Raw genomic sequence first — 24680 nt, 5'->3', positions numbered from 1 at the left:
TTACAAAACAGTCATCGAACGTAGTCAGTTACGTAACGGGGCGAGACGGTCATGGCTCAGGGCAAATTTGTCGCCTACTACCGCGTCTCGACTAGCAAGCAGGGCCGCTCCGGCCTTGGTCTCGAAGCTCAGGAGCAAACCGTCCGCGACCGGCTGAACGGCGGGGACTGGTCTATCGTGGGGCACTTCAAGGAGACGGAGACCGGCACCGCCAAGCGGACGCGCCCGGAACTGGCCAAGGCCCTGGCGTTCTGCCGGGTCATGGGTGCCAAGCTCATCGTGGCCAACGTCTCCCGCCTCACGCGCGACCCGGATTTCATGGGGACGCTGGTCGCCGCTGATGTGGAGGTCGAGTTCTGCGACCTGCCGAACACGGATGGCCCGGTCGGCAAGTTCATGCTCCGGCAGATGCTGTCGGTTGCCGAGCTTGAGGCTGGCATGATCGCGGAGCGGACGAAGAAGGCCCTTGCCGCCGCCAAGGCGCGCGGCGTGAAGCTCGGGGGCAACCGGGGTGGGATGCTCACCACCGAGGCCAAGGCCAAGGGCGTCGCGGTCCGGCAGGCCAAGGCCAACGGGCGAGCCGCCGATCTCGCGCCGATCCTGGCCGAGATCCGGGCCGGTGGGGCGACCACGTTGCAGGCCGTGGCCGACGCCCTGAACGCGCGGGGCGTCCCGACCGCACGCGGTGGCAAGTGGTCCCCGGTTCAGGTCCAGCGAGTCGAGGAGCGGGCCTGAGAAGCACAACCTAGAGAACGGTCAAGCTTGTCCGTCGAGATCCAGCGTTCCACCACGTAGAGCACACGTTCATAGGCTTGCGGAAGGGGATAAAATCCCGTCGATCTGAGGCGACAAGGGTCGAAATCAGAATATCCACAGCGGTGGATTACCTGTGCGCGTGCGGCTCCGCGACTTGCATTTTCCGAAAGTTATTAACCATGCTGGAAGCTCATGCAGCAAAGTCGCTGCTGAAAACCAGGATGGTTTCGACATGCAAGACGACAATACCAAGCACCTCTATTGCGTCGCTGATGGTGCAATTGCCGAGGTTAGGATGGTGGGCACTGAGCCGCAGTCCGTTGAATGTCCTACGTGTGGTCAGTCCGACACCTTCAAAGATGCCGTCGCCAGCGCCCTGGGGGACCAGTTCGGCTCCATGCTGGGTGGGGCTTTCGCGGGGTCGAAGACCATCAAGGTGACGAAGAGCGCCCCGCAGGGGAGGTGGCGCCTCGCGTAGTCGCCTGGGGCGGCGAAGCAATCTGAGGACCGGGATCTAGCGCCGGTCGAACCGGCGGCTGGACCGGCTCATCGTGGCCGCGTTCCGGCGGTCTCGGTCCTCTTGGCGCGCCCGATCCTGTTCAACCTGCCGGAGGTGCCGAAGCTCATCGGCCTGCCGTTCCTGTGCCCTGGCGATGTCCCGGAGGGCGTTCGCCTCGCGCGGGCTCTCATAGGCTGTCTGCGCCATAGCGGGACCTGCGAGGGCGATGGCCACAAGGGCGAGGGGCAGGGCGCGCATGGTGCTCCGACAAGTTTGGTGGACGATTTCAAAGAGCGCAGGCGGCGACGGTCCGCCTGCGATGGGACCGGCTAGGTGCGTGACGCCCCTCGGCAGTCCTTCCACTCGCGTCCCGCCTCGCGGCAGTCGAGGAAGTCGGAGAGATCTCCGACCCGGAAGCCGATCTTGCGCTCCGAGAGCTTCACGGCATCTGGGAGGGCGCCGCGCTGCCTCATCCAGCGGAGCGTCCTGAGTGGCAGACCGAGAAATTCCGCCGCGTCTTTCGTGCCTAGAACGCGGCGGCGGGCGATATCAGGCGGAAGAGATCCAAGAGTGCTCATCGATCCTCATAAGAGACGGTGGGATGCGTTACTTGCGTGCGGGTGACGACAATGCAAGTGGGCAGAATTCCCCGTTGAAAGTGAGAGCATTTGCATCTCGTAGACACGTCTACGAACGAAGAAAATTTGCGAACTATTTCAATGGCCAAATTTTTGACCTTGAAAGCCCTTCATTCACGCGGTGCGTCAGCCTGCCGCAGTTTGGGCCACCGACCTGGTAATCCGATCCGCCCATCGGTCGAGCGCGTCGCGCTTCTCCATGCTGTAGGCGTGGCGGTTGTAGGTGCCTGCTACCCCGCTGCGAGCGCCTGAGACGTGGCTCAGGACGGCCTCGACCACGATGGGCATGATGCCGAGGGCGTTCATCCCGGTCGAGACGGTCCGTCGTAGGTCGTGGAGCCCCCATTCACCCGCTGCGCCGTCGATGCGCTTGTTCAGGGCGATCTTGGAGTTGCTGAACCCCGCGAACGGCCCCTTCCCTTCCCCGAACACGAGGTCGCGCCCATCGCGCTTCTGGATCGTCGCGAGGATGTCGAGCGCTGCACCGGAGAGCGGTACCTCATGCGCGCGCCTGTTCTTCATGCGCACGGCGGGGATCGTCCAAAGTGCAGCCTGGATGTCGATCTCCGACCAACGCATGGCGGCTACCTCGCTGCGGCGTTGGCCGGTCAGGATGAGCAGACGGACGATGCGCCCGAAATCGTCGTCCCGGCACCCGTGCCAGATTGCCGCAAGTTCCGCGTCTCGCAGCACCCGGTCTCGCCGGGTCGGCACAGTCGCGGTGTTGGTGTGCTGAACGGGATTGATGTCACCCTCTACCAACCCCTCCCCTATCGCCCACACGAAGAAGGTGGAGAGGATCGAGCGTGCCCGGTCCGCCGCGTGTGGGCCGCACTCGTTTGCGATCTTGCGGTGCTGAGCCGCGATTTCGGCCCTGGTGATCTCGGAGAGCGGCCGTTCATGCAGCGGCGCCCAGTGCAGGTTGAGGTGGTTCTTCACCCCGTACACGGTGGAGGGGCGTCGTCCCTTCGCCAGCTTGTTGGCCAGGTAGGTCTCAACGAGGCTGCCGAGCGTCACGGCAGCTTGCGCAGTCGCCTCGCGCTTCTTCTTGAATGGGTCGCCACCGAGCGCGAGTTCCGAAAGGGTCTCGTTCGCCTTCTGCCGTGCGCTGCGAAGATCGATTGCGCCAGCCGACGGGGCGGCCGGTGCTAGGGTGTGGAGGTTCGAGCCCTTACCCTTCCTGGGTGGTCGGATCACCCACGTCCGCGCCCCGCTGGCGCGCAAGCGGATGCCGAAGCCCCGCACTTCCTCATCCCAGATGATGCGCTCAGCCTTCCCGGCTTTTGGGGTTAGGGTGGCGAGCATCCCTTGCGTGAGACGGACGACGTTCTCGGCTTCGGCGCGGCGGGGCATAATTTCTTCCGGTGCTGGGGGTGAATGGGGTTGCAGTGGGTTGCAAATCCACCGTCATCCCTTGCCCCGTCACTGAAGAGGTATCTGGCAATTCTCAAGTAGGTTCAGAGCAGTAGCTGCACCCCCGTCACTCCCCGTCAAAGGTGCGACAATATTGGTAATGAAGAGGTCGAGAGTTCAATCCTCTCTCGCAGCACCAGCCTAACACCACCTCACGTCTTCGACCTTCACCTGCCGGCAGGGACAGTCTCGCCCGTCGCATCCGCGCGTGCCGGTTCCGGCACGGCCGTGGTCGGGGCGCAGGCGCGCCTCGCTTGCGCCGGGGTCGCTCCGGCGGGCGGGGTGCGAGGGGCGGCCGGTCTTGCGCTCCCTGGGGATGGTGGCTACGAGTCCCGCCGGGTGATCCTGTGAGGTGCCGGGCGATTCGCGGCCGATTGCGTGAGGCGCAGGGTCCGGGGCGATGCGCCGGCCGGTCCCCTCTGAGGGGGCGATGCGAGAGCGTCGCGCCGTCCGGCGAGCGTTTCTTCACATCCGGACCGGTTGCGTCGCTTGAGGAGACGGCTGCTTCTCCAGCGCAGACAGAAGGCATGCGTCGTACAACACCATGAAAGCAGTCATCCTCGCCGGCGGTCTCGGCACGCGCCTTTCCGAAGAAACCGAGTCCCGGCCCAAGCCGATGGTCGAGATCGGCGGACGGCCGATCCTCTGGCACATCATGAAGATCTATTCGTCGTTCGGCATCAACGACTTCGTAGTCTGCCTCGGCTACAAAGGCTACCAGATCACCGAATTCTTCGCGAACTACTATCTGCACCTGAGCGATGTGACGATCGACATCGGCAGGAACTCGGTCGAGGTGCATCAGACCCGGGCCGAGGATTGGCGCATCACCCTCGTCGATACCGGCGCCGAGACGATGACCGGCGGCCGCCTCAAGCGGGTGCGCGATCAGGTCGGCGACGGGGATTTCTGCATGACCTACGGCGACGGCGTGTCGGATGTCGACATCGGCGCCCTGATCGCGTTCCACCGCCGCGAGGGGCGCGATGCCACGGTGACGGCCGTGCGGCCTCCCGGCCGGTTCGGGGCGCTGGCCATCGAGGGCACCCGCGTCGACGGCTTCATCGAGAAGCCGCAGGGCGACGGCAGCTGGATCAACGGCGGCTTCTTCGTGCTCTCGCCCAAGGTGATCGACCGGATCGCCAACGACCAGACCACCTGGGAGCGGGAGCCGCTGGAAGGGCTCGCCCGGGACGGGCAACTCTCCGCCTTCTTCCACGAGGGCTTCTGGCAGCCGATGGATACCCTGCGGGACAAGCGCTACCTCGAGGATCTCTGGGCCACGCAACAGGCCAAGTGGAAGCACTGGTGATCCCGTGGAGGCGCCGGTGACCCCCTCTCCCGGCTTCTGGGCCGGCAAGCGTGTCCTGTTGACCGGCCATACCGGCTTCAAGGGGGCGTGGTGCGCCCTGTGGTTGCAGCGGCTCGGCGCCGTGGTCCACGGGCTGGCCCTCCCGCCGGAGGACGGCGCGGTCCTCTGGGACGGCCTCGGCCGCCCCGGCGGCGAGCATCTCGGCGACATCCGGGACCCGGCCGTCGTGGCCGAGGCCTTCCGCGTGGCCTCTCCGGAGATCGTGCTGCACCTCGCCGCCCAGGCCCTGGTCCACCCCTCCTACGACGATCCGGCCACCACCTTCGAGACGAACGTCATGGGCCTCGTGCGGGTCCTCGACGCGGCGCGCCGGACCCCCTCCGTGCGCGCGGTGGTCAACGTCACCAGCGACAAGTGCTACGAGAACCGCGAGCAGCTCTGGGCCTACCGCGAGACCGAGGCGATGGGCGGCTCCGATCCCTACAGCGCCAGCAAGGGCTGCGCGGAGCTGGTGACGGCCTCCTACCGCCGGTCCTTCTTCAAGGACCCGGACGGGCCGTTCCTCGCCTCCGGCCGGGCGGGGAACGTCATCGGCGGCGGCGACTGGTCCGGCGACCGGCTCCTGCCGGACTGCGCCCGCGCCTTCCAGGCCGGGGAGGCGGTGATGATCCGCAATCCCCTCGCCACCCGCCCCTGGCAGCACGTGCTGGAGCCGATTTCGGGCTATCTCGTCCTGGCCGAGGCGCTCTACCGGCGCGGCGCGGACGCCGCCGAGGGCTGGAATTTCGGGCCCTCCGACGAGGATGCCTGGACCGTCGGGCGCGTGGTCTCCCGCGTGACCGATCTCTGGGGCGAGGGCGCCGCCTGGAGGCAGGACGACGCCGCCTGGGCCAAGGAGGCGATGCTGCTGCGGGTCGATGCCACCAAGGCACGGGTCCGCCTCGGCTGGCGGCCCCGCCTGGCGGTCGACGACGCCCTGGCCTGGACCGTCGAGTGGTACAAGGTCGTGAGGGATGGCCGCCCGGCCCTCGCGATCACGACCGAGCAGATCGCGCGCTACGAGGCCCTTGCGCAGGACGCGGCCGGGGCCGCCCCTCTCCCCCCGACCGCGGCTGCGCGCGCAGGAGCCGGAAGGACATCGTCATGACAGGCTGTTGCCGGTTCTGCAGCGCGCCGCTGCGGGTGACCTTCGCGAATCTCGGCATGTCGCCGATCTCGAACGACTTCGTGTCCGCGGCGAACGCCCAGGCCATGGAGCCCTTCTACCCGCTGCATGCCTATGTCTGCGAGGAGTGCTTCCTCGTCCAGCTGATCGATGTCGAGAAGGCCGAGAACATGTTCTCGGACGAGTACCTCTACTTCTCGTCCTATTCCGAATCCTGGTTGCGGCACGCCAAAGCCTATGCCGAGGGCACGATCGCGCGGGAGAAGCTCGGCCCGGACTCCCTCGTGGTCGAGATCGCCTCGAACGACGGATACCTGCTGCAGTACTTCAAGCAGGCGGGCGTCCCGGTCCTCGGGGTCGAGCCCACGGCCAACACGGCGAAGGTCGCGCTGGAGGAGCGCGGCGTGCCGAGCGAGGTCGCCTTCTTCGGCCGGGAGACGGCGACCCGCCTCGTAGCGCGCGGCGTGCGGGCGGACGTGATGGCGGCCAACAACGTGCTGGCCCACGTGCCCGACATCAACGACTTCGTCGCCGGCTTCCGCATCCTCCTCAAGCCGGAGGGGGTCGCCAACGTGGAGTTCCCGCACCTGCTCAGCCAGATCGAGAACCGCCAGTTCGACACGATCTACCACGAGCACTTCAGCTACCTGTCCTTCACCATCGCCCGCACCATCTTCGCGGCCCACGGCCTGCGCGTGTACGACATGGAGGAGCTGACGACGCATGGCGGGTCGCTGCGCCTGTTCATCGCCCACGCCGACAACGCCGCGCGGCCGGACACGCCCCGGGTCGCCGCCATGCTGGAGCGCGAGCGCGCGGCGGGCCTGTCGGACCTCGAGACCTACCGGCGCTTCGCGCAGGCGGTCGTCCAGACCAAGTGCGACCTCCTCGACTTCCTCGTCACCGCCCGCCGGGAGGGCAAGTCGGTCGTCGGCTACGGGGCCCCGGCCAAGGGCAACACCCTGCTCAACTATTGCGGCGTCGGCCCCGAACTCATCGCGTTCACGGTCGATCGCAGCCCGCACAAGATCGGCAAGCTCTTGCCGGGGGTGCGGATCCCGATCCACGCGCCGGAGGCGATCTTCGAGCGTCGGCCCGACTACGTGCTGATCATGCCCTGGAATCTCAAGGACGAGATCATGGAGCAGATGGCCGGCATCCGCGATTGGGGCGGCCGCTTCGTGACGCCCATCCCCACGGTGCAGATCCACCCGTGATCTTCCAGGAGACGCCCATCGCGGGGCTCTGGCGCGTCCTGCCGGAGCCTCGCCCCGACGAGCGCGGCAGCTTCACGCGGACCTTCTGCGCGCAGGAGTTCGCCGCCCACGGCCTGCCGGGCGTGTTCGAGCAGTCGAGCCTCTCGTCGAACACCCGGGCCGGCACGTTGCGGGGGATGCACTTCCAGCCCGATCCCCATGCCGAGGCGAAGTTCGTGCGCTGCGTGCGCGGCGCGATCTTCGACGTGGCGGTGGACCTCAGGGCGGATTCCCCGACCCGCGGGCAGTGGTTCGGCGAGACCCTGAGCGCCGGGAACGGGATCGGCCTCTACATCGCCCCCGGCCTCGCCCACGGCTTCCAGACCCTGGAGGACGCCAGCGACGTCCTCTACCAGATCACGCCCCCCTACCGGCCGGGCCTCGGCGCCGGCGTGCGCTGGGACGATCCCGCCTTCGGGATCCGCTGGCCCCTGGCCGCCCCGTTCCTGTCCGAGCGCGACGCGACCTACCCGGATTGGCAGGCATGAAGGTCCTGGTGACCGGCGCCTCGGGGTTCATCGGCCGGAACGTCGTGGCGCAGCTCGTCCGGGACGGCGTCGCCGTGGTCGGGGCCGGGCGGCGGCCGGGCCCCGAGGGCGCCGCCTTCGAGGCGGTGGACCTGCTGGAGCCGGGCGCGCCCGCCCGGCTGATCGACCGGGTGCGGCCGACCCACCTCGTCCACCTCGCCTGGAACGCGACGCCGGGCCGGTTCTGGACCGCCCCGGACAACCTCGATTGGTCCGCCGCCACTCTGTCCCTCACCCGCGCCTTCGCCGGGGCGGGGGGCGTCCGCGCGGTCTTTGCGGGGAGTTGCGCCGAGTACGACTGGACCGGCGAGGGGCGGCTGCGCGAGGATGCGCCGACGGTGCCGGCGACGTTCTACGGCCGGATCAAGGACGCGACGCGGCGGGCGGTCTGTGCCTTCGGCGACCAGACCGGCCTGTCGGTCGCCTGGGGTCGCGTGTTCTGGCTCTACGGGCCTGGGGAGGCGCGAAACCGCCTGGTCTCCGATGTCGCCTCCGCCCTCGCCCTGCGCCAGCCCGTCGAGACGACGGAAGGGCTCCAGCAGCGCGACTTCCTCCATGTGGCGGATGTGGCGGGCGCCTTCGTCGCCGCCCTCGCCAGCGACCATCGCGGCCCGTTCAACATCGGCTCGGGATCGCCGGTGAGCGTGCGCCGCCTGATCGAGGGGCTGGCCTCCGAACTTGGCGGCCGCGATCTCGTGGCCTTCGGCGCCCGCCCCCCGGCGCCCGGCGATCCCCCCCTGCTCGCGGCCGACCCGACGATCCTGACCGAGGCCGTCGGCTTCCGTCCGCGCGTCGATCTCGAGGTGGGGCTGCGGGAGACCGCCGCATGGTGGCGCGAGGCGTCGCGGGCGACCGGACAAACGACATAGTCCGCTGCTCAATAACACTCCCAAGAACGACAACGCTGCGAGAGTCCGTGCTCGCGACACGAGAGACTGTTCGGCTTCCGCGCCCCACGCGGCGAGCCCTGAAACTGATCAGGACGCGCGACGAAATGAAACTTCCCGCTCTCATCGGCCAGATCACGAATGTTCTCAGCGGCGGGCTGATGGGAGCGACGCCTCCGGTGCGGATCGAGCTCCAGCCGGTGCATGATCTCGGGCTGGTCGAGCAGCAGCCGGACCACTGGCGCTCGTCGGGCGACGATCCGGTCTTCCACCTCAATCCCGGTCGGTCCCTGCGTCGCTACGCGGGGCGTTGGGTCAGGGTTCAGAGCGATCTCGTGCCGGTCGGAAAGACCAAGCTGGCGCCGGTTTTCTACTTCGACACCGGAAAGGGGTTCTCGGAGACCCAATCCGTGCGGCTGCGCGCCGACAAGAACGGAATCGAAGACTGGATCTTCGTTCCGAGGCAGACCAGGACCATCCGCTTCGATCCCATGGCAGCGGCGGGCGAGTTCCGCATCAATTACGTCATCATGAAAGCAGAGCCTTTTGCGAAGGGCGTGAGGAAGAACATTCAGCAGATCTTGGCACTGTATCCGACGAACAAGCCTACCTTCAAGGCGCTCTCCCGGGAGGCGCTGGCCGTCCTCAAGGACGAATCCCTCGCCGGCGCCTGGGACCGCTTCCTGGCGGCCGGCCGGCCGTCCGATCCTCCCGCCTCCTACAACGCCTGGATCGAAACCGTCGAGGCGGCGGAGGGTCTGACCGGCGAGCGGATGCGCGCGGAGATCGCGCGCTTCGCCTTCACGCCGCTGATCTCGATCGTCATGCCGGTCTACAACACGCCGCGCCGCTGGCTGGAGGAGGCAATCCGGTCGATCAAGGCCCAGGCCTACGAGAACTGGGAACTCTGCCTCTGCGACGACAACTCGTCGGAGGGGCATATCTGGCCGATGCTGCAGAAATACGCGGCCGAGGACGCCCGCATCAAGCTCCACCGGCGGTCGGAGAACGGGCGGATTTCCCTCGCCTCGAACGACGCGATGGCCCTGGCCACCGGCGCGTACATGACCCTTATGGACCACGACGACGTCATTCCCGCCAATGCGCTCTACGAGTTCGTGAAGGTGCTCAACCGGGATCGGACGGTCGACTTCATCTATTCGGACGAGGACAAGCTCTCGATCGCAGGCGTCCGCTACGAGCCCTTCTTCAAGCCCGACTGGTCGCCAGAGACCCTCGAAGCCTGCATGTACACGGCCCATCTGGCCCTCTACCGGATGGACATCGTCGAACGGGTCGGCGGCTTCCGCAACGAGTGCAATGGCGCCCAGGACTACGACTTCGTGCTCCGCTACACGGAGCATGTCCGCAACGTCGTCCACGTCCCCAAGGTGCTCTACCATTGGCGCGCGATTCCGGGCTCCACCGCGCAGCGGATGGACAACAAGGATTACGTCATCGGCGCCGCCCTGCGCGCCCTGAGTGATCGCGCCGGGCGTACGGGTGAGGTCGACTTCGCGCGGCCCGGCGCCTATGCGGGGTGCTTCGAACTCCGGCGGCGCCTGACCGCCACGCCGCTCGTCTCCATCGTCATCCCGAGCGCCGGCCGCGACAGCGAGATCGGCGGGCGACAGGTCGATCTCCTGGCGGAGTGCATCGCCAGCATCCACGAGACCAGCACCTACAAGAACATCGAGATCGTTGTCGTCGACAACGGGGACCTGCGGCCGCAGACCCAGGCCGCCCTCGACCGTTTCGGCGCCCGCCGCGTCACCTACCGGGATCCGGTGTTCAACGTCGCGGCGAAGATGAACCTGGGCGCGCAGGCGGCGACGGGCGAGGTGCTGATCTTCCTGAACGACGACATCGCGGTGATCTCACCGGACTGGATCGAGGCCATGCTGGCCCTGCTCCAGCGGCCCGGCGTCGGCGCGGTCGGCCCCAAGCTCCTGTTCGAGAACGGCGAGATCCAGCACGCGGGCGTGACCTTCAGCAACGGGATGCCGGACCATGTCCGGCGCGGCTATCCCGGCAACGATGCGGGCTACTTCTTCTCGACGGTGGGGAACCGCAACTACATGGCGGTGACGGGCGCCTGCGTGATGATCGACCGGGAGGTCTTCGCCCGGGTCGGCCGGTTCGACGAGGCCCTGGCCGTTAACTACAACGACATCGACCTGTGCCTGCGGGTCTACGAGCAGGGGCTGCGCATCGTCTACTGCGCGCAGGCGAGCCTGTACCACTACGAGAGCCGGAACCGCGTCCGGTCCGTCGAGACAAGCGAGCAGGACTATTTCCGGGCGCGCTGGTCTGACCTGGTGACGGTCGATCCCTACTACAGCCCCTGGTTCCAGCATCAGCCGCCGACGTTCCTGCTCGACCCCATCCGGTTCTGAGGGGGCCCGCGCGGCGCGTCCCTCCCGCGCGCCGCTCCCGCCCCTCAGGCGGCGGAGGCGACGGCCGGCGAGATCCGCTTGCGGGCCTTCTTGTCCTCGTTGGCGCCGAGGAAGGCCTGGGCCTCCTCCTTGCGCTCGAAGACGTGGGGGGCGACGCCGCGGCGGTTCAGGGCCTCCTCCATCTTCAGGCGCAGGAAGGCGCTGGTGGCGTAGCGGGTGGTCGTCGCGTAGTAGTTCGCCTGGAGATACTGGATGACCCCGGCATAGTCGTCGACGAGGTTCTCGTTGAGGCGGAAGCCGTCGTGGTTGATCACGGCGTTGACCCGCTGACCCGCTTGGCGGCAGGCCGCGACGATGGTCATGCGCAACTCGTCGAGGTCGCCCTTCACCCGGCAGTACCAGCCCTCCAGGTTGATGAAGAGGATGTTGCGCTCGTCGTCGTAGCTGACGCGCGACTTGAGATCGAGGTTGAGCAGGTCCGCGATCAGCTCCATCGGCTCGTCGCGGAAGATGCGCGGGTCCATGGGCACGGGATTGCGCACCACGGGGGCGAAATCCATGTGGGCGAGGATGTCGCGCTCGATGTCGATGCCCGGCGCCACCTCGATCAGCTCCAGCCCCTCCGGCGTGAGCTGGAAGACGCAGCGCTCGGTGACGTAGAGCACCGGCTGCGAGCGCTGTACCGCGTAGGGGCCGGAGAAGGTGTTCTGCTGCACCTCGGAGACGAATTTCCGCGCCTTGCCCTCGGTCACGATGCGGACCCGTCCGTCCTGCACGGCGATCTCCAGGCCGCCCGCCGTGAAGGTGCCGGCGAAGACCACGGTCCGCGCGTTCTGCGAGATGTTGATGAAGCCGCCGCAGCCGTTGAGCTTGCCGCCGAACTTCGAGGTGTTGACGTTGCCGAGCCGGTCGCACTCGGCCATGCCGAGGCAGGTCATGTCGAGGCCGCCGCCGTCGTAGAAGTCGAACATCTGGTTCTGGTCGATGATGCAGTCGGCGTTGGTGGCCGCGCCGAAGCTCGAGCCCGAGGCCAGCACGCCGCCCACCGCCCCCGCCTCTGTGGTGAGGGTGATGTAGGGGGTGATCTTCTCCTCGTTGGCCACCGACGAGATCCCCTCCGGCGCGCCGACGCCGAGGTTCACGACGCCGTTCGGCGGCAGCTCGAAGGCCGCCCGCCGGGCGATGATCTTGCGCTCGTTGAGCGCCATCCGCTTGATGCCGGTGACGGGCACGCGGATCTCGCCCGCGAGCGCCGCATCGTGCATCACGCCGTAGTTCATGCGGTGCATCTCGGGCTCGGCCACCACGACGCAATCCACGAGGATGCCCGGCACCCGCACGTCCTTCGGGAGCAGGTAGCCGTCATCGACGATGCGCTCCACCTGGGCGATGACGATGCCGCCGTTGTTGCGGGCCGCCATCGCCTGGGCGAGGCAATCCAGCGTCAGCGCCTCCTTCTCGTAGGAGAGGTTGCCCGACGGGTCGGCGGAGGTGGCGCGGATGAAGGCGACGTCGATCTTGGTGGCGGTGTAGAACAGCCACTCCTCGCCATCGACGTCCACCAGCTTGACGATGTCCTCCTTCGTCAGGTCGTTGACCTTGCCGCCGCCGTGGCGGGGATCGACGTAGGTCTGCAGGCCCACCTTCGAGAACAGCCCGGGCTGGCCGGCGGCGCAGGCGCGGTAGAGCTGCGAGATCACGCCCTGGGGCAGGTTGTAGCCCCGGATCAGGTTGTCCTGCGCCGCCTTGGCGACCTTGGGCATCCGGCCGAAATTGGCGGCGATCACCCGGGAGAGCAGCCCGTCATGGTGCAGGCGCCCCGTGCCCAGGCCTTTGCTGTCGCCCGCGCCCGCAGTCATGATCAGGGTCAGGCCCCGCGGCGCCCCGGTCTCGACGAAGCGCTTCTCCAGGGCGGCGTGGAGCGCCTCCGGGATGCAGCTCTGCACGAAGCCCGTGGTGGTCACGACGTCGTTGGCGCGCACGAGGGCGATCGCTTCGTCGGCGGAGATGACCTTGTTCTTCCTCATGGGGCTCGCGATCCTCCCTGACCCTCCGGCCGACGGCCGGTCTCGCCGCCCGCCGTCATCCGGCTTACCGTCGCCCGCGCCCCTTCACCGGGGAATTCGTCCGGGTGATCGAGTGCGGACTGCATGTACAATCTTTTGCAATGCAACAAATCATGCGGCATTGCGCTGGACCATCAGACCGCAACACCATGATACTCTGAAACGCCGACTCCACGCTGCTCAAAAACTCTTCGACGCACCGTCAGAAAAATTGCGCGCCGGAGCGCGGGGCGTCCCTTCGCCTGCCGGTTCCGTGGCATAGGGAGTGGGCGGGCATGCTGGTCGAGGCCGGTCGCGGGGGGCGACGCGGGTCCGCGGCGGCGGCCCGCCACCGCCTGCCCGGCCGTCCCCTCACCCTGTCCGTGACGAGAGCACCCATGCGCCCAGCCGCCCTCACCCTCCTCGTTGGTCTCGCCGGTACCTCCGTCGCGCTCGCCCAGACCCCCGCCTCGCAGACCCCCGCCGCCCAGGCCCCCGCCGCGTCGGGCCCCCGCGAGGTCCCCGCCAAGACCGTGCCCGTGCCGGACACCGTGAGCCCGGCGATGCAGGCCCTGATCGCCCAGCCCCTGCGGAAGAACTGGGACGCGCCGCCGACCACCCCCGAGGGCTGGAAGGCCCTGTCGGACAGCTTCGCCACGCTGGCGGCGCCGCAGATCGGCCCGATGGCCGAGCGGCTGCGGGTGAGCGTCGCGCCCACGGTGATCGACGGCGTGCGCGCCTACACGATCACGCCCTCCGACATCCCCGCCGCGAACCGGGACAGGATCGCGGTGCACGTGCACGGGGGCTGCTACGTCCTCAATCCCCGGGAGGCGGCCCTGCCCGAGGCGATGATGCTCGCGGGTTTCGGGCGCATCACCGTCGTCGCCGTCGATTACCGGATGCCGCCCGAGGCCTACTACCCGGCGGCCCTCGACGACGCGATGACGGTGCTGAAGGCCGTGATGAGGGACCACGCGCCGAAGAAGGTCGCGGTGTTCGGCAGCTCGGCCGGCGGCGCCCTGACGCTTGCGATGATGCTGCGGTCCAAGGCGGAGAACCTGCCGATGCCGGGGGCCATCGCGCCCGGCACGCCGATGGCGGACACGACGAAGCGCGGCGACACCTTCGAGACCAACGCGCGGCTCGACAACGTGCTCGTGTCGCCGGACGGCTTCTGCGACGCGGCGACCCGGTTCTACGCCGCCGGACACGACCTGAAGGACCCGATCCTGTCGCCGGTCTACGGCGACGTCGGCGGCTTCCCGCCCACCATCCTCACCACGGGGACGCGGGACCTCCTCCTGTCCAACACCGTGCGCATGCACCGCGCCCTGCGCAGGGCCGGGGTCGAGGCGGTCCTGCAAGTCTACGAGGGCCAGTCGCACGCGCAGTTCTACCGGGACGATCGGGTGCCCGAGACACAGGAAGCCTTCGGCGAGATCGCCGCCTTCTTCGACCGTCACCTCGACCGGTAGGGGGCCCCGCGGACCTCGTGCATCGATCCAGTCGGAGGCGTCAGCCGAGACTGGAAACATTGATGCAAGAACAATGAGCGAGCGCAGACACGCATGAACGAAGTGAGAGCGTCACTGCACGAGCGGGCCGCCCTCGCCGCCGTCGCGGGGGCAGCGAAGCGATCCGGCGGCGCCCCGGCGCCGCCGACGACTTGGCTGGCCGGCGATAACCGTTCTTTTACTTAACGAATTTCTTCTGCGAAATCCGTTATGTACTCGATCTGGAAGTAGAAGATTCATGCGACATTAAATTTATTACTGTCGAAGTGGATGCACGTTCCTGTCGCTGGATCCGTGACATGTCCACGATCGACCTCACCGGCTACCGCCTGACGTTCGACGACGAGTTCAACACCCGCAGCATCTCGCTGACCGGCGCGGGCACCACCTGGGCCGACCGGCGGGCGGAGTGGCACTACGGCACCAATGCCGATGTGGGCTTCGGCCAATCCTCCTTCCTCGATCCGAGCTCGGGCTACGACCCGTTCCGCGTCAGCGGCGGCGCCCTCACCATCACGGCCATGCCCCCGCGTACGGTCAACGCGGGCGTCGATGGGAGCTGGCAATCGGGACTGATCACCACCCAGGGCGGCTTCTCGCAGACCTACGGCTACTTCGAGATCCGCGCGAACTACTCCGCCGCGCCGGGGGCCTGGGACGCGTTCTGGCTCATGCCCGACCACAAGATCCCCGACCCCAACAATGCCGGCGGCTGGCAGGAGCTGGACGTCGTGGAGCATTACGGATCGAACCCGCGCGGCGTCTACAGCACGATCCACACCACCGATCCGCAGAACGGCGTGCCGTGGCAGGTCAACCGGCAGGTCTACAGCGAGATGTCGACCTCGTCGGGCTATCACACCTACGGGATGAACTGGCAGCCGGACTACATCAGCTTCTACGTCGACGGCCAATATGTGGGGCGGCAGGCGACGCCCTCCGACATGCACGGCCCGATGTACCTGATCGCGAACCTCGCGACCCAGGCCGTGGCGGGCGAGGCCAACAACGCCAACCTCGCCGGCGTGCCGATCTCCTCCTCGATCGACTACATCCGCGTCTATTCCAACGCCCCGAACGCCGTCGCCGTCGCCCAGCAGGCGATCTCCGCGCCGGACGGCCACGATCCCGGGCTGCACGGCGCCACCGCCCTGGCCTATGGGGTGAACATGCCCTCGGCGCCGACGATGATGCCCTCGGATCCGAGCCTGTCCTTCTCGAGCGCGGGTTACCTCGCGGCCAACCGCGACGTGGCCGCGTCGGGGATGAACGCCCTGACGCACTTCGACACCTTCGGGTGGAAGGAGGGCCGGGACCCGACCGCCACCTTCGACGTCCAGCAGTATCTCCAGCACAATCCGGACGTGAAGGCCGCCGGGATCGACCCGTTCCTGCACTATCTGTCCTACGGCCAGTTCGAGGGGCGCCAAGCCTACGCGGCGGTCGGCAATTCCGCCTCGTTCAACCACGGCTCCTTCGACGCCGAGTACTACCTCCTCGCCAACCCGGACGTGGCCACGGCCGCCCTCGCCTCCGGCGGGGACACGTTGGCCTTCGCCTACCAGCACTACGCGAACTACGGCTGGCACGAGAACCGCAAGGCCGGCGCCTACTTCGACCCCGCCTACTACCTCTCCCACAACCCCGACGTCGCCGCCGCGCATGTCGACCCGCTGGCGCACTACGACACCTTCGGCTGGAAGGAGGGGCGGAACGCCTCGGCCGACTTCAACACCGCCGCCTACCTCGCGGCCAACCCGGACGTGGCGGCGGCGCATATCGATCCGCTCACCCACTACCTGCAATGGGGCGTCCACGAGGGGCGCCACCTCGCCTGAGGCGCGACGGCCGTCAGAGCGCGGTTGCGGCGTTGTCGCTCCGGCGCAGGATCGTGCGGTCGATGTCGAGGATGTTGCGGTGGCCGCACAGGGCCATCGTCATGTCGAGTTCCTTGCGGATGATGTCGAGGCAGCGGGTGACGCCGGCCTCGCCCCCGGCCCCGAGCCCGTAGAGGAACGGGCGGCCGATGAAGACACCCTTGGCGCCGAGCGCCACGGCCTTGAGCACGTCCTGGCCCGAGCGGACACCTCCGTCCATCAGCACCTCGATCCGGCTGCCGACCGCGTCGGCGATCTCGGGCAGCACCGCGATGGAGGACGGGGCGCCGTCGAGCTGACGCCCGCCGTGGTTCGAGACGATGAGCGCCTCGGCGCCGGTGCCGACGGCCCTGACCGCGTCCTCGACGTCGAGGATGCCCTTCAGGATCAGCGGACCCTTCCAGCGGTCGCGGATGCGGGCCACGTCGTCCCAGTCGAGTCGGGGGTCGAACTGCTGCGAGGTCCAGGCGGTGATGGACCGGGTGTCCTGAACGCCCTCCACATGGCCGACGATGTTGCGGAAGGTCCGCCGCTTCGTCCGCATCATGCCCCAGCACCAGCGCGGCTTCGTCAGCAGATCGATGGTGGTGGACGGCGTCAGGCGGGGCGGCGCCGAGAGGCCGTTGCGGATGTCCTTGTGGCGCTGGCCGAGGATCTGGAGGTCCAGGGTCAGCACCAGGGCCGAGCAGCCGGCCGCCGCCGCCCGGTCGATCAGCTTGTCGTTGAACGACCGGTCGCGCATGAAATACAGCTGGAACCAGAACGGCTTGGACACCGCCCCGGCCACGTCCTCGATGCTGCAGATGCTCATGGTGGACAGGGTGAAGGGCACCCCGGCCGCCTCCGCCGCCCTGGCCGCCAGGATCTCCCCGTCCGCGTGCTGCATCCCGGTCATGCCCGTGGGCGCCAGGGCCAGGGGCATGGCCACGGGCTGGCCGACCATCGTCGTCGCCAGGGACCGGTCCGTCATGTCGACGGCCACCCGCTGCCGGAACTGGATCCGGCCGAAGTCGGACTCGTTCGCCCGGTAGGTCGATTCGGTCCAAGAGCCGGAATCGCAGTAATCGTAGAACATGCGCGGAACCCGCCGCCGGGCGATCCGGCGGAGATCCTCGATCGTGGTGATGCTGGGGTTCATGCAGCCCGGTCCTCGGCCTTACGCGGCGCGCCCCGGCGCTACTCCGTCTTGGCCAGGGCCTTCGCCTGCGCCATGAGGCGCGCCTTGCGGGCCTGCCTGATCTGAATCTCGGCCCGCTCCGCCTCGGTGCGGATCCCCATCCGGTCGATCAACTCGCTGCCGACCCTCGCGCTGACGGCCTTCAGATCGGTCTTCGGCCGAGGCCCCTTCAACTGCGCCATCCCTGCCACCTCGTTCGCCACCATGGCCACGCTTGTGCCAGGGGGCATCTCGGGCGCTGGCGCCGCGGTTCAAGGTTGCAAACGGTCTATGTGCACAACTGAATTGCGATCATGACCCGTGGCGGCCCGTCCGGGGCCCGCCACGGGTCCGGACGGGCCTACTGGGCGCTCGTCCACTCGCCCGTGATGGTGCGGTTCCAACTCTGGCCGCGCGTGTCCGCGAGGTGCAGCTCCGTGGCGTCCGGGTAGTCGCGGCGGCACTTCTCGTAGGCCTGGTTCGCCTGGACCTGGGCGGCCGCCGTGTCGCCGGCGGTGAAGGCGAAGCGGCGCACCGGCTCGTCGTCGCCCGCAGCCATGATCCCGAGGGTGAACTTGGTCATTTCGGCTCCTTGAGGAAACACATTGGATCTTGAGCCGAATGTTTGTGCATTATCGTGCAATGTCAACTGCGGCGTTGGCGAAAGGATCGGGCGCGACCGGACTCTGTCATCTCGCGTCTGCACAATGATGCTGCCCTGCACGCGGCACCGAGGCCGGGGCCACGCGCTCCCGCCCGGGCGTTCAGGCAGCGAGGGAGGGTACGGGCGATGGGGCCGGAGGGGGGGCCGGTCGCGTCGTCTCCGCCGCGGCGGGCGACGGGACGTCGCACGCCTGCGCGAGGCGCAGCAACTCGCCCAGGATCAGCTCCTGCGCGGGACGCACGGTGAAGGTGTGGTCGGACTCCGGCACCACATGCACGGGTTCGCCCAGCAGCTCCGCGGCCCGTTCGCGGGAGCCGAGTTGCGTCTTCAGGTCGATGAGGCCGAGATCGCCCGCGCTGTAGGCCAGCACGACCCGCGCCCCGCGGGCGCGCAGCTGCGCGACGCGCGCCGCGATGGAGAGGGATCGCGTCCCCCGCCGCCAGCGGCCCGGCAACGCCGCGAGCTTCCTGATGCCCCGGTGCAGGAGCCTGGCTGCGATGGCGCGCACGGGGGTGACCCCGGTGAGGATCCGCCGCCACGTCGAGCCCCACAGCACCATCGCCGCGTAGGCCGAGGCATGGCGCACCGGCAGGGTGTCCTCGCCATAGGCCACGCCGCCGTGGGTCAGCTCCCAATCGAAGCAATAGAGGTTCACGAGGATCCCCGCCGCGATCCGGTCGTCCCGGCAGAGGGCATGGAAGGCGAGATAGGCCCCGTTGCAGGTGCCGAAGACGATCACCGGCCGCGCCTCCGGCCCGTCTGACCCCTTGCCGGCCCCGTGGCCGGCCCCGTGGCTGGCCCCCTGGCCTGCGCCCTTGCTTTCCCCCTTGCCTTCTCCCCATCCTCGGGGCCTCGCCAGCCAATCGACCGCCGCCCGCACGTCCTCCACCGCGTCGAGCCGGTAGAAGGGAGACTCCCCGTCCGGCCGGTCGGCGCTCTCGCCGATCCCGCGCAGGTCCATGCGCAGGGAGGGCACGCCCTCCCGGGCGAGGGCGCGGGCGAGGGTGGTCGCCTGCCGTCCGTAGCCGGTGTGGTCGTTGGCGCCCATGTTGACGAACAGGACGGCGGGCCTCCGGGCATCGCCGTCCGGCCGGCAGCCGATGCCGAAGAGGCCGCCGCCGAACAGGGCCGGCTCCTCCCTCCACCCCTCCCCGGAGATCGCCGCGCCCGGAGGCGCCGGACGCATCCGCGGCGCGGGCAGCGGGCGCGGCCCACCGCCCACGAAGTCGAGGATGCGGGACCGGGACGGCTCCGGCATCCGGGTGGTGAGCGTTCCCCCGAGGAGGGCGGAAAGCCCTGGCAGGTCCCCGGTCTCGACCCGGCTCCCCTGCGCCGCATACCGGGCGGCGAGGCCGCCGGGATCGGGTCCGAGGAGCAGGATCCGCGGCGCCGGGGCTTGCTCGCAAAGGCGCAGGTCGAGGGTGGCGACGTCGCGGCGGAAGTCCGGCTCCAGGGAGAAGCCGCCGACCGACAGGTGCCCGGGATCCTTCGGCAGGGGGGCGCCGTCCGGCCCGATATCGATCAGGCGGCTCTGGATCTCCATCTCGCGCAGGTAGGCCCGTCCCCGGGCGAAGGGCGCGAGGAGGACGAGGCGCTCGACCCCCTCCTCCGCCGCGACCAGGGCCGCGAGCGTGCCGCCGAGCCGCAGGCCGACGAGGACGACCTCCTCGGCCCCCGCCACCTCGCGCAGGAAGCGCACGCTCCGGCGGATCGTCCCGAGGGCTGTGCCGAGCGCGACGACGTCACCCTCCGAGTCGCCCTCCCCCGGATAGTCGAAGCGCAGCACCGAGGCGCCCCCGGCGGCGATGGCCTCCGCGAGGTCGCGCCACCCCCGGCGCGCCGAATGCTGCTCGAACCCGAAGGTGCCGCAGAGAAGGACTGCGCGCCGGGTCGATCCCGCCGCGAACCAGCCGAACGCCCCTCCGATCCCGACCGGCTCCATCGCCCTGAACCCGCACGTGATTCGAAAAGCGGAGCTAGAATATTTGATATCTTTTCGGTCAAGATCCGAAATGCGATCTAAGCAGTCATTAGCAGTCGATCCTCCCGGATCGCTGGCGAAATCGCAGTTTCCGTCAGATTATCCGGCAGCGCCGGGTGGAGAAGTGCTGATTTCGCCCGAGCTCGTGCGCCGCCCGGGCGACGCTCAGCCCTTGGTGAAGACCGCACTCGGAACCCGCAGGACCAGGGTCAGGCCGGTGGCATCGTGATGCCGCTCGACGGTGGCCTCCAGCTGCCGCAGGGACATCTCCACGAGCATGGTGCCGAAGCCGCGCCCGGGGCGCACCTCGGGCGTGTGGCTCACGCGCTCCTGCCACGTCAGGGTGAGGCCGTCCGCCCCGCGGTCCCAGGTCACCGAGAGCGAGCCGTGGTCGGCGCCCAGCGCGCCGTACTTCACGGAATTCGTCGCCCATTCGTGCAGGATCATCGCCAGCGACGAGACGTGCCGCCAGTTGATCGCCACGAGGGGGCCCTCGATCACCGTGGGCACGTGGTCGCGGTAGGGCCGCAGCGTCGCGGCGGTGAGGTCCGCGAGGTCGCTCATCCCCTGCCCGTTCGCCGGGTCGGCGAGGGAGTGGGCGCGGCCGAGGGCGGAGATCCTGTCGCGCATGTCGGTGGCGAAGAGGCCGATGTCCCGGTGCGTGCGGGCGCCCGCCGAGATCATCCCGCCGATGATCGCGAAGAGGTTCTTCACCCGGTGGTTCATCTCCCGCAACATCAGGTCGCGGGTCTCGGCCAGGGCGTATTCGGGCGAGACGTCGATGCAGACGCCCACGATCCGCTTGCGGTCGCCGCTGCGGGTCAGGCGCCCGTAGCTGCGGATGTAGCGGGGCGTGTGCTCGGAGGCGCGGACCCGGATCCGGGCCTCGAACTCGTCGAGGCCGTGGGCCGCCTCGCTGAGGGCGGTCTCGAGGCCGAGGCGGTCCTCGTAGACGACGCTCGCCGTGAGGGCCGCCGTGGGGTGCGGGGTGTCGGGCGCGAGGCCGAACATCGCCCCGGCGGTCGAATCGACGACGATGGTGCCGGCATCGGGGCTGTATTCCCAGACGCCGATCCCCCCCGCCTTGACCGCGAGCTCGAGCCTCTCCCGCTCCGCCGCGAGCTGGCGCTCCAGGGCGAGCGCCTCGGTGATGTCGGTGAGGACGAGGGTGGCGCCGTCGACGCTGCCGTTCTGGAGCCGGTAGGGCAGCACCCGCAGCGACAGGGTCCGCTTGCCGTCCTGGGTGGTGATCCGCCGCTGGATCGGCGAGTTGCCCGTGCAGACCTCCCGGGCGTCGTGCAGGTAATCCTGCCCGGCGAGGCGGCTCGACACGTCGGCCAGCGGCCGCCCCCGGTCCGCCGCCTGGAGGGGGAAGATCGAGGTTGCGGCGGCGGTGAAGCTGCGCACGCGCAGCTCCCGGTCCAGCACGACCACGGCGAGGTCGGTCGATTCGAAGAAGTTGCGCAGGTCGGCGTTGGCGATGGTGAGCTGCTCGACCTTGGTCTTCAACTCGTCGTTGACGGTGGAGAGCTCCTCGTTCGTCGATTGAAGCTCCTCGTTCATCGACATCATTTCTTCGTTGGAGCTCTTCAGCTCCTCGTTCGTCGTCTCCAGTTCCTCGACGGTGGAGCGCAGCTTGTACCGGGTGCGCAGCAGCTCCTCTTCCAGGGCCTCGACGTGGTCGCCGCCCGTGTCCATCTCGATCAGGTCGGCATCGCTCGTCGGCTCGAAGGCGCCGACGTCCCGCAGGACGAGGAGCATCGCCCCGTCGGGCAGGGGATCGCAGACCACCTCGACCTTCTGGACGCCGTAATCCGAGCGGACCTCCACGTCGCGCACGGCCACGCGCTTGCGGGCGTCGCGGGTCTGCCGGAGCAGCGGGCCGAGCACGTCCCGCAGGCCCGGCCGGGCCAGGGTGATGGCGCTCGTGCCCCCCGCCCGGGTCACCGGGAAGTCGAAGTAGCGGCTCAGGCGCCCATAGGCGCTGATGATGCCGCCATCCTCGTTCAGCACCATGCTCGGCGGGGCGTAGCGCTCCACCACCCGGCGCACCGCCACGGTCTCGTCGGCGATGGAGGGATCGCCCCGCCGCTCGTCGCGCCCACCGCGCTGGACCTCGCCGCGCCGGCCGCCGCCGGGCAGGTCGATCGGATACTTCGGCGAGCCCGGGGGGCGCTCGAACAGGCGTGCGTGCTGGTCGATGGCCGGGAAGAGCTGCTCGAACCGGCTGACGCTCTCGGAGGGGCCGAGGAACAGGTAGCCCCCCGGCCGCACCGCGTAGTGGAACAGGGGCACGACCGATTGCTGCAACCGCTCATCGAAATAGATCAGCAGGTTGCGGCAGGAGAGGAGATCGACCCGCGAGAAGGGCGGATCCTTGACGAGGCTGTGGCTGGAGAAGCGGATCAGGTCCCGGATCTCCGGCGCCATGGTGAAGCGCTCGGCGTGGAGGATCACGTAGCGGTCGCGCAGGTGGGCCGGGATGTCGGCCAGCGCGGCGGCCGGATAGGTCGCCTCCCGGCCGATCTGGAGCATCCGCTCGTCGATGTCGGTGGCGAAGATCTGGACGGCGAGCGGCACGTCGAGGCGCCGGGCCGCGTCGGCGAACAGCATGGCGATGCTGTAGGCCTCCTCGCCGCTCGAGCAGCCGGGAATCCAGACCCGGAGGTCCTCGTCGGGGTTGCGGGTCCGCAGCAGGGGCTCGATCGCCCGCTCGCGCAGCACCTCGAACAGCTCGGCGTCCCGGAAGAACCGCGTGACGTTGATGAGGAGGTCGCGGAACAGCGCCTCGCACTCGACCTTGTCGGCCCGGACGCGGGCGAGGTAGGCCCGGCCGGTCTCCAGGCCGAGCACGTGCATCCGCCGCTCGACCCGGCGGACCAGGGTGGTGCGCTTGTAGCCCGCGAAGTCGTGGCCCACCGCCGTGCGGAGCACCCGGCAGAGGTCGTCGATGTGGTCGGCGACGAGTTCGGCCTCCTCCCCGTCGGTCCCCCGGCGGCGGTAGAAGGCCGTGAGGCAGTCCACGATGTCGCCCGGCGCCTGGACGAAATCCACGAGGCCGGTGCCCACCGCCGAGAGGGGCATCCCGTCGTAGCGCGCCGTCTCCGGCTGCTGCACGACGCAGACGCCACCATGCTCCTTCACCGCCCGCAGGCCCGTGGTGCCGTCCGCGCCGGTGCCGGAGAGAATCACGCAGGCGGCGTTCGCCTGCTGATCGACGGCGAGCGACAGGAAGAAGTCGTCGATCGGGCGCCGCAGCCCGCGCGGCTGCACGAACTGCGTCAGTTCGAGGACGCCGTTCTGGATGGCGAGGCCCCGCCCGGGGGGGATGATGTAGACCGTGTCGCCCTCGATCCGCTCCCCGCCCTCGCATTGCTGGACCCGCAGGCCGGTATGCCGGTCGAGGAGCTGGGCTAGCATGCTCTCGTGGTTGGGATCGAGATGCTGGACGATGACGAAGGCCATCCCCGTGGGCGTCCGGGCCCGGGCGAGCATCTCCCGCAGCGCCTCCAGACCTCCCGCCGACGCGCCGATGCCCACCACGGGGCCGGTGAAGGGACGGGCGGCCTCCGCCCCGGCCCTATCGAGGGGCGCCGAGGAGCCGGCGCCCGCATCGTCAAGGAAATCCTGGTCCATCGAGATCCGCGAGGGTGAGCTTCGCCTGCGCGACGGTGGCGACGGAGTTGGCAATCGTCATGAGAGAGCCCTCGATCACGAGGCCGCTCTCGGCGAGCGTCGGGTTCATCCGGGCCAAGGTCCGGCTGAGTTCGGCATCGTATGCGGAAAGCAGCTCAGGTTGCGAGCGGCTGATGTCGAATTGGGATGCGAAAAGAAAGCGCACCTCGCCCGACAGCGCCTTCAGCTTCGACATGTAGAGGAGATTGACGAAGGGCCGCCCGTCCTTGCGGAAATTCACGATCGGGGTGCGCACCGACGCGTGCCGCCCGCTCTCCAGGAAGGCGCGGATCTTCTCCCGCGCCTCGACGTTCGGGGCGTCCTGCTGGAGCAGGCGGCAGTTGCGCCCGATGACCTCCTCGTCGCGGTAGCCCGTCAGCTGGCGGAAGGGCTCGTTGACGAGGAGCAGGGGGTTGTCCTCCCCGGCTTCCGCCAGGGCAAGGGCGATGTGCGAGCCCTCGAAGTACTGCGTGAGCTCGGCCGGGATGGTCTGCGTCGGCACGGTAGATCCTTCACCGGCTCGGCCCGGCAGCGTTGTCGCCCGGAGGCTGCGGGCCCAAGATGTTCGCGCAAGAGGGGTCGCCGCGACCCGTGGGTCTCACATGGGGATCGTCGGGGCGCATGTCACGCTCGCAAGGAGGCCGGGAGCGGGCCGTGAGCGACGCGGCGAGCGGGGAGCAGGGCGGCCGACGCCGCCAGGAGACCCGGCCGGATCGGGGCCCCGGCCGGGGCGGCCCGGCGCCCGAGGCTGTCCTATCGGGAGATCTTCCGGGTGATCCAGCCGAAGGCCACACCTGACATGTCGAGGGCGAACAGCAGGAGGACTACACCAAGGATCGCAGTCAGCATCGTCACTCTCTCGCGTTCCCGCCCGGTCGCCGTCATCCCCGCGCACACGGATCGACCGCGCCCGGCG

The 24680-nt window shown here is 68.8% G+C and carries 20 protein-coding genes; 10 read left to right on the top strand and 10 right to left on the bottom strand.

Translation table 11 applies throughout. The features are described 5' to 3' along the window. Positions 1–51: 51 nt before the first annotated feature. Both MFF06_RS16930 and MFF06_RS16925 read left to right on the top strand, forming a co-directional pair. Positions 52–735 carry a recombinase family protein gene (locus MFF06_RS16930; protein ID WP_238206063.1) on the top strand — a complete coding sequence of 228 codons (684 nt, stop codon included), beginning with the start codon at positions 52–54 and terminating at the stop codon, positions 733–735. Between the two features lie 160 nt (positions 736–895). Next, positions 896–1234, top strand: coding sequence for a hypothetical protein (locus MFF06_RS16925; RefSeq protein WP_238206054.1), 339 nt, complete (start codon positions 896–898; stop codon positions 1232–1234). 36 nt (positions 1235–1270) lie between these two features. Here the strand turns inward: MFF06_RS16925 and MFF06_RS16920 are convergent, their stop codons facing one another. The 3 genes from MFF06_RS16920 to MFF06_RS16910 form a co-directional block, all read right to left on the bottom strand. Continuing rightward, complete coding sequence (locus tag MFF06_RS16920) at positions 1271–1513, bottom strand: hypothetical protein (protein WP_238206052.1); 243 nt, start codon at positions 1511–1513, stop codon at positions 1271–1273. 71 nt (positions 1514–1584) lie between these two features. Continuing rightward, positions 1585–1833 carry a helix-turn-helix transcriptional regulator gene (locus MFF06_RS22705; protein WP_283207285.1) on the bottom strand — a complete coding sequence of 83 codons (249 nt, stop codon included), beginning with the start codon at positions 1831–1833 and terminating at the stop codon, positions 1585–1587. Between the two features lie 186 nt (positions 1834–2019). Further along, on the bottom strand, positions 2020–3246 hold the full coding sequence (locus tag MFF06_RS16910; RefSeq protein WP_238206048.1) for a tyrosine-type recombinase/integrase: 1227 nt from the start codon (positions 3244–3246) through the stop codon (positions 2020–2022). 604 nt (positions 3247–3850) lie between these two features. On the opposite strand from MFF06_RS16910, the gene rfbF reads away from it, so the two are divergent. The 6 genes from rfbF to MFF06_RS16880 all read left to right on the top strand — a co-directional run bounded on the left by rfbF (position 3851) and on the right by MFF06_RS16880 (position 10849). Then, entirely contained in the window at positions 3851–4618 is a 768-nt protein-coding gene (rfbF, locus tag MFF06_RS16905; RefSeq protein WP_238206046.1) for a glucose-1-phosphate cytidylyltransferase, read from the top strand. Positions 4619–4634: 16 nt separating this feature from the next. Continuing rightward, positions 4635–5765 (top strand): CDP-glucose 4,6-dehydratase, encoded by a 1131-nt coding sequence (gene rfbG / locus MFF06_RS16900; RefSeq protein ID WP_238206044.1) that lies wholly within the window; start codon positions 4635–4637, stop codon positions 5763–5765. Further along, entirely contained in the window at positions 5762–7000 is a 1239-nt protein-coding gene (locus tag MFF06_RS16895; RefSeq protein ID WP_238206042.1) for a class I SAM-dependent methyltransferase, read from the top strand. Before rfbG ends, MFF06_RS16895 begins: the two co-directional genes overlap by 4 nt. Beyond that, on the top strand, positions 6997–7527 hold the full coding sequence (locus MFF06_RS16890) for a dTDP-4-dehydrorhamnose 3,5-epimerase family protein (protein WP_238206040.1): 531 nt from the start codon (positions 6997–6999) through the stop codon (positions 7525–7527). The genes MFF06_RS16895 and MFF06_RS16890 overlap by 4 nt, the downstream gene beginning before the upstream one ends. Continuing rightward, positions 7524–8435: an NAD-dependent epimerase/dehydratase family protein gene (locus tag MFF06_RS16885; RefSeq protein WP_238206039.1), complete on the top strand. Its 912-nt coding sequence runs from the start codon at positions 7524–7526 to the stop codon at positions 8433–8435. Before MFF06_RS16890 ends, MFF06_RS16885 begins: the two co-directional genes overlap by 4 nt. Before the next feature lie 125 nt (positions 8436–8560). Continuing rightward, positions 8561–10849 carry a glycosyltransferase family 2 protein gene (locus MFF06_RS16880; protein ID WP_238206037.1) on the top strand — a complete coding sequence of 763 codons (2289 nt, stop codon included), beginning with the start codon at positions 8561–8563 and terminating at the stop codon, positions 10847–10849. Between the two features lie 44 nt (positions 10850–10893). Here MFF06_RS16880 and MFF06_RS16875 read toward each other — a convergent pair whose 3' ends face one another. Beyond that, entirely contained in the window at positions 10894–12876 is a 1983-nt protein-coding gene (locus tag MFF06_RS16875; RefSeq protein WP_238206036.1) for an acyl CoA:acetate/3-ketoacid CoA transferase, read from the bottom strand. 416 nt (positions 12877–13292) lie between these two features. On the opposite strand from MFF06_RS16875, the gene MFF06_RS16870 reads away from it, so the two are divergent. Together MFF06_RS16870 and MFF06_RS16865 are read left to right on the top strand one after the other, a co-directional pair. After that, positions 13293–14372, top strand: coding sequence for an alpha/beta hydrolase (locus tag MFF06_RS16870; protein ID WP_238206034.1), 1080 nt, complete (start codon positions 13293–13295; stop codon positions 14370–14372). A 338-nt stretch (positions 14373–14710) separates the two neighbouring features. Then, positions 14711–16249 carry a glycoside hydrolase family 16 protein gene (locus MFF06_RS16865; RefSeq protein ID WP_238206032.1) on the top strand — a complete coding sequence of 513 codons (1539 nt, stop codon included), beginning with the start codon at positions 14711–14713 and terminating at the stop codon, positions 16247–16249. 13 nt (positions 16250–16262) lie between these two features. Here the strand turns inward: MFF06_RS16865 and MFF06_RS16860 are convergent, their stop codons facing one another. The 6 genes from MFF06_RS16860 to MFF06_RS16835 form a co-directional block, all read right to left on the bottom strand. Then, positions 16263–17426 (bottom strand): alpha-hydroxy acid oxidase, encoded by a 1164-nt coding sequence (locus MFF06_RS16860; protein WP_238206030.1) that lies wholly within the window; start codon positions 17424–17426, stop codon positions 16263–16265. Between the two features lie 38 nt (positions 17427–17464). Then, a complete protein-coding gene (locus MFF06_RS16855; protein ID WP_238206028.1) occupies positions 17465–17695 on the bottom strand; it encodes a hypothetical protein in 231 nt (76 codons plus the stop codon). A 110-nt stretch (positions 17696–17805) separates the two neighbouring features. Then, entirely contained in the window at positions 17806–18027 is a 222-nt protein-coding gene (locus tag MFF06_RS16850) for a hypothetical protein (protein WP_238206026.1), read from the bottom strand. A 181-nt stretch (positions 18028–18208) separates the two neighbouring features. Continuing rightward, a complete protein-coding gene (locus MFF06_RS16845; protein ID WP_238206023.1) occupies positions 18209–20050 on the bottom strand; it encodes an alpha/beta hydrolase family protein in 1842 nt (613 codons plus the stop codon). Positions 20051–20254: 204 nt separating this feature from the next. Continuing rightward, positions 20255–23725 carry a chemotaxis protein CheB gene (locus tag MFF06_RS16840; RefSeq protein ID WP_238206016.1) on the bottom strand — a complete coding sequence of 1157 codons (3471 nt, stop codon included), beginning with the start codon at positions 23723–23725 and terminating at the stop codon, positions 20255–20257. Then, a complete protein-coding gene (locus MFF06_RS16835; RefSeq protein ID WP_238206014.1) occupies positions 23706–24266 on the bottom strand; it encodes a PAS domain-containing protein in 561 nt (186 codons plus the stop codon). Before MFF06_RS16835 ends, MFF06_RS16840 begins: the two co-directional genes overlap by 20 nt. Positions 24267–24680 lie beyond the last annotated feature (414 nt).

The organism is Methylobacterium aerolatum, from assembly GCF_022179085.1.
Classification (GTDB): domain Bacteria; phylum Pseudomonadota; class Alphaproteobacteria; order Rhizobiales; family Beijerinckiaceae; genus Methylobacterium; species Methylobacterium aerolatum.
The sequence above is the reverse complement of the archived record's forward strand: the minus strand, read 5'-3'. Positions and strand labels throughout refer to the sequence as shown.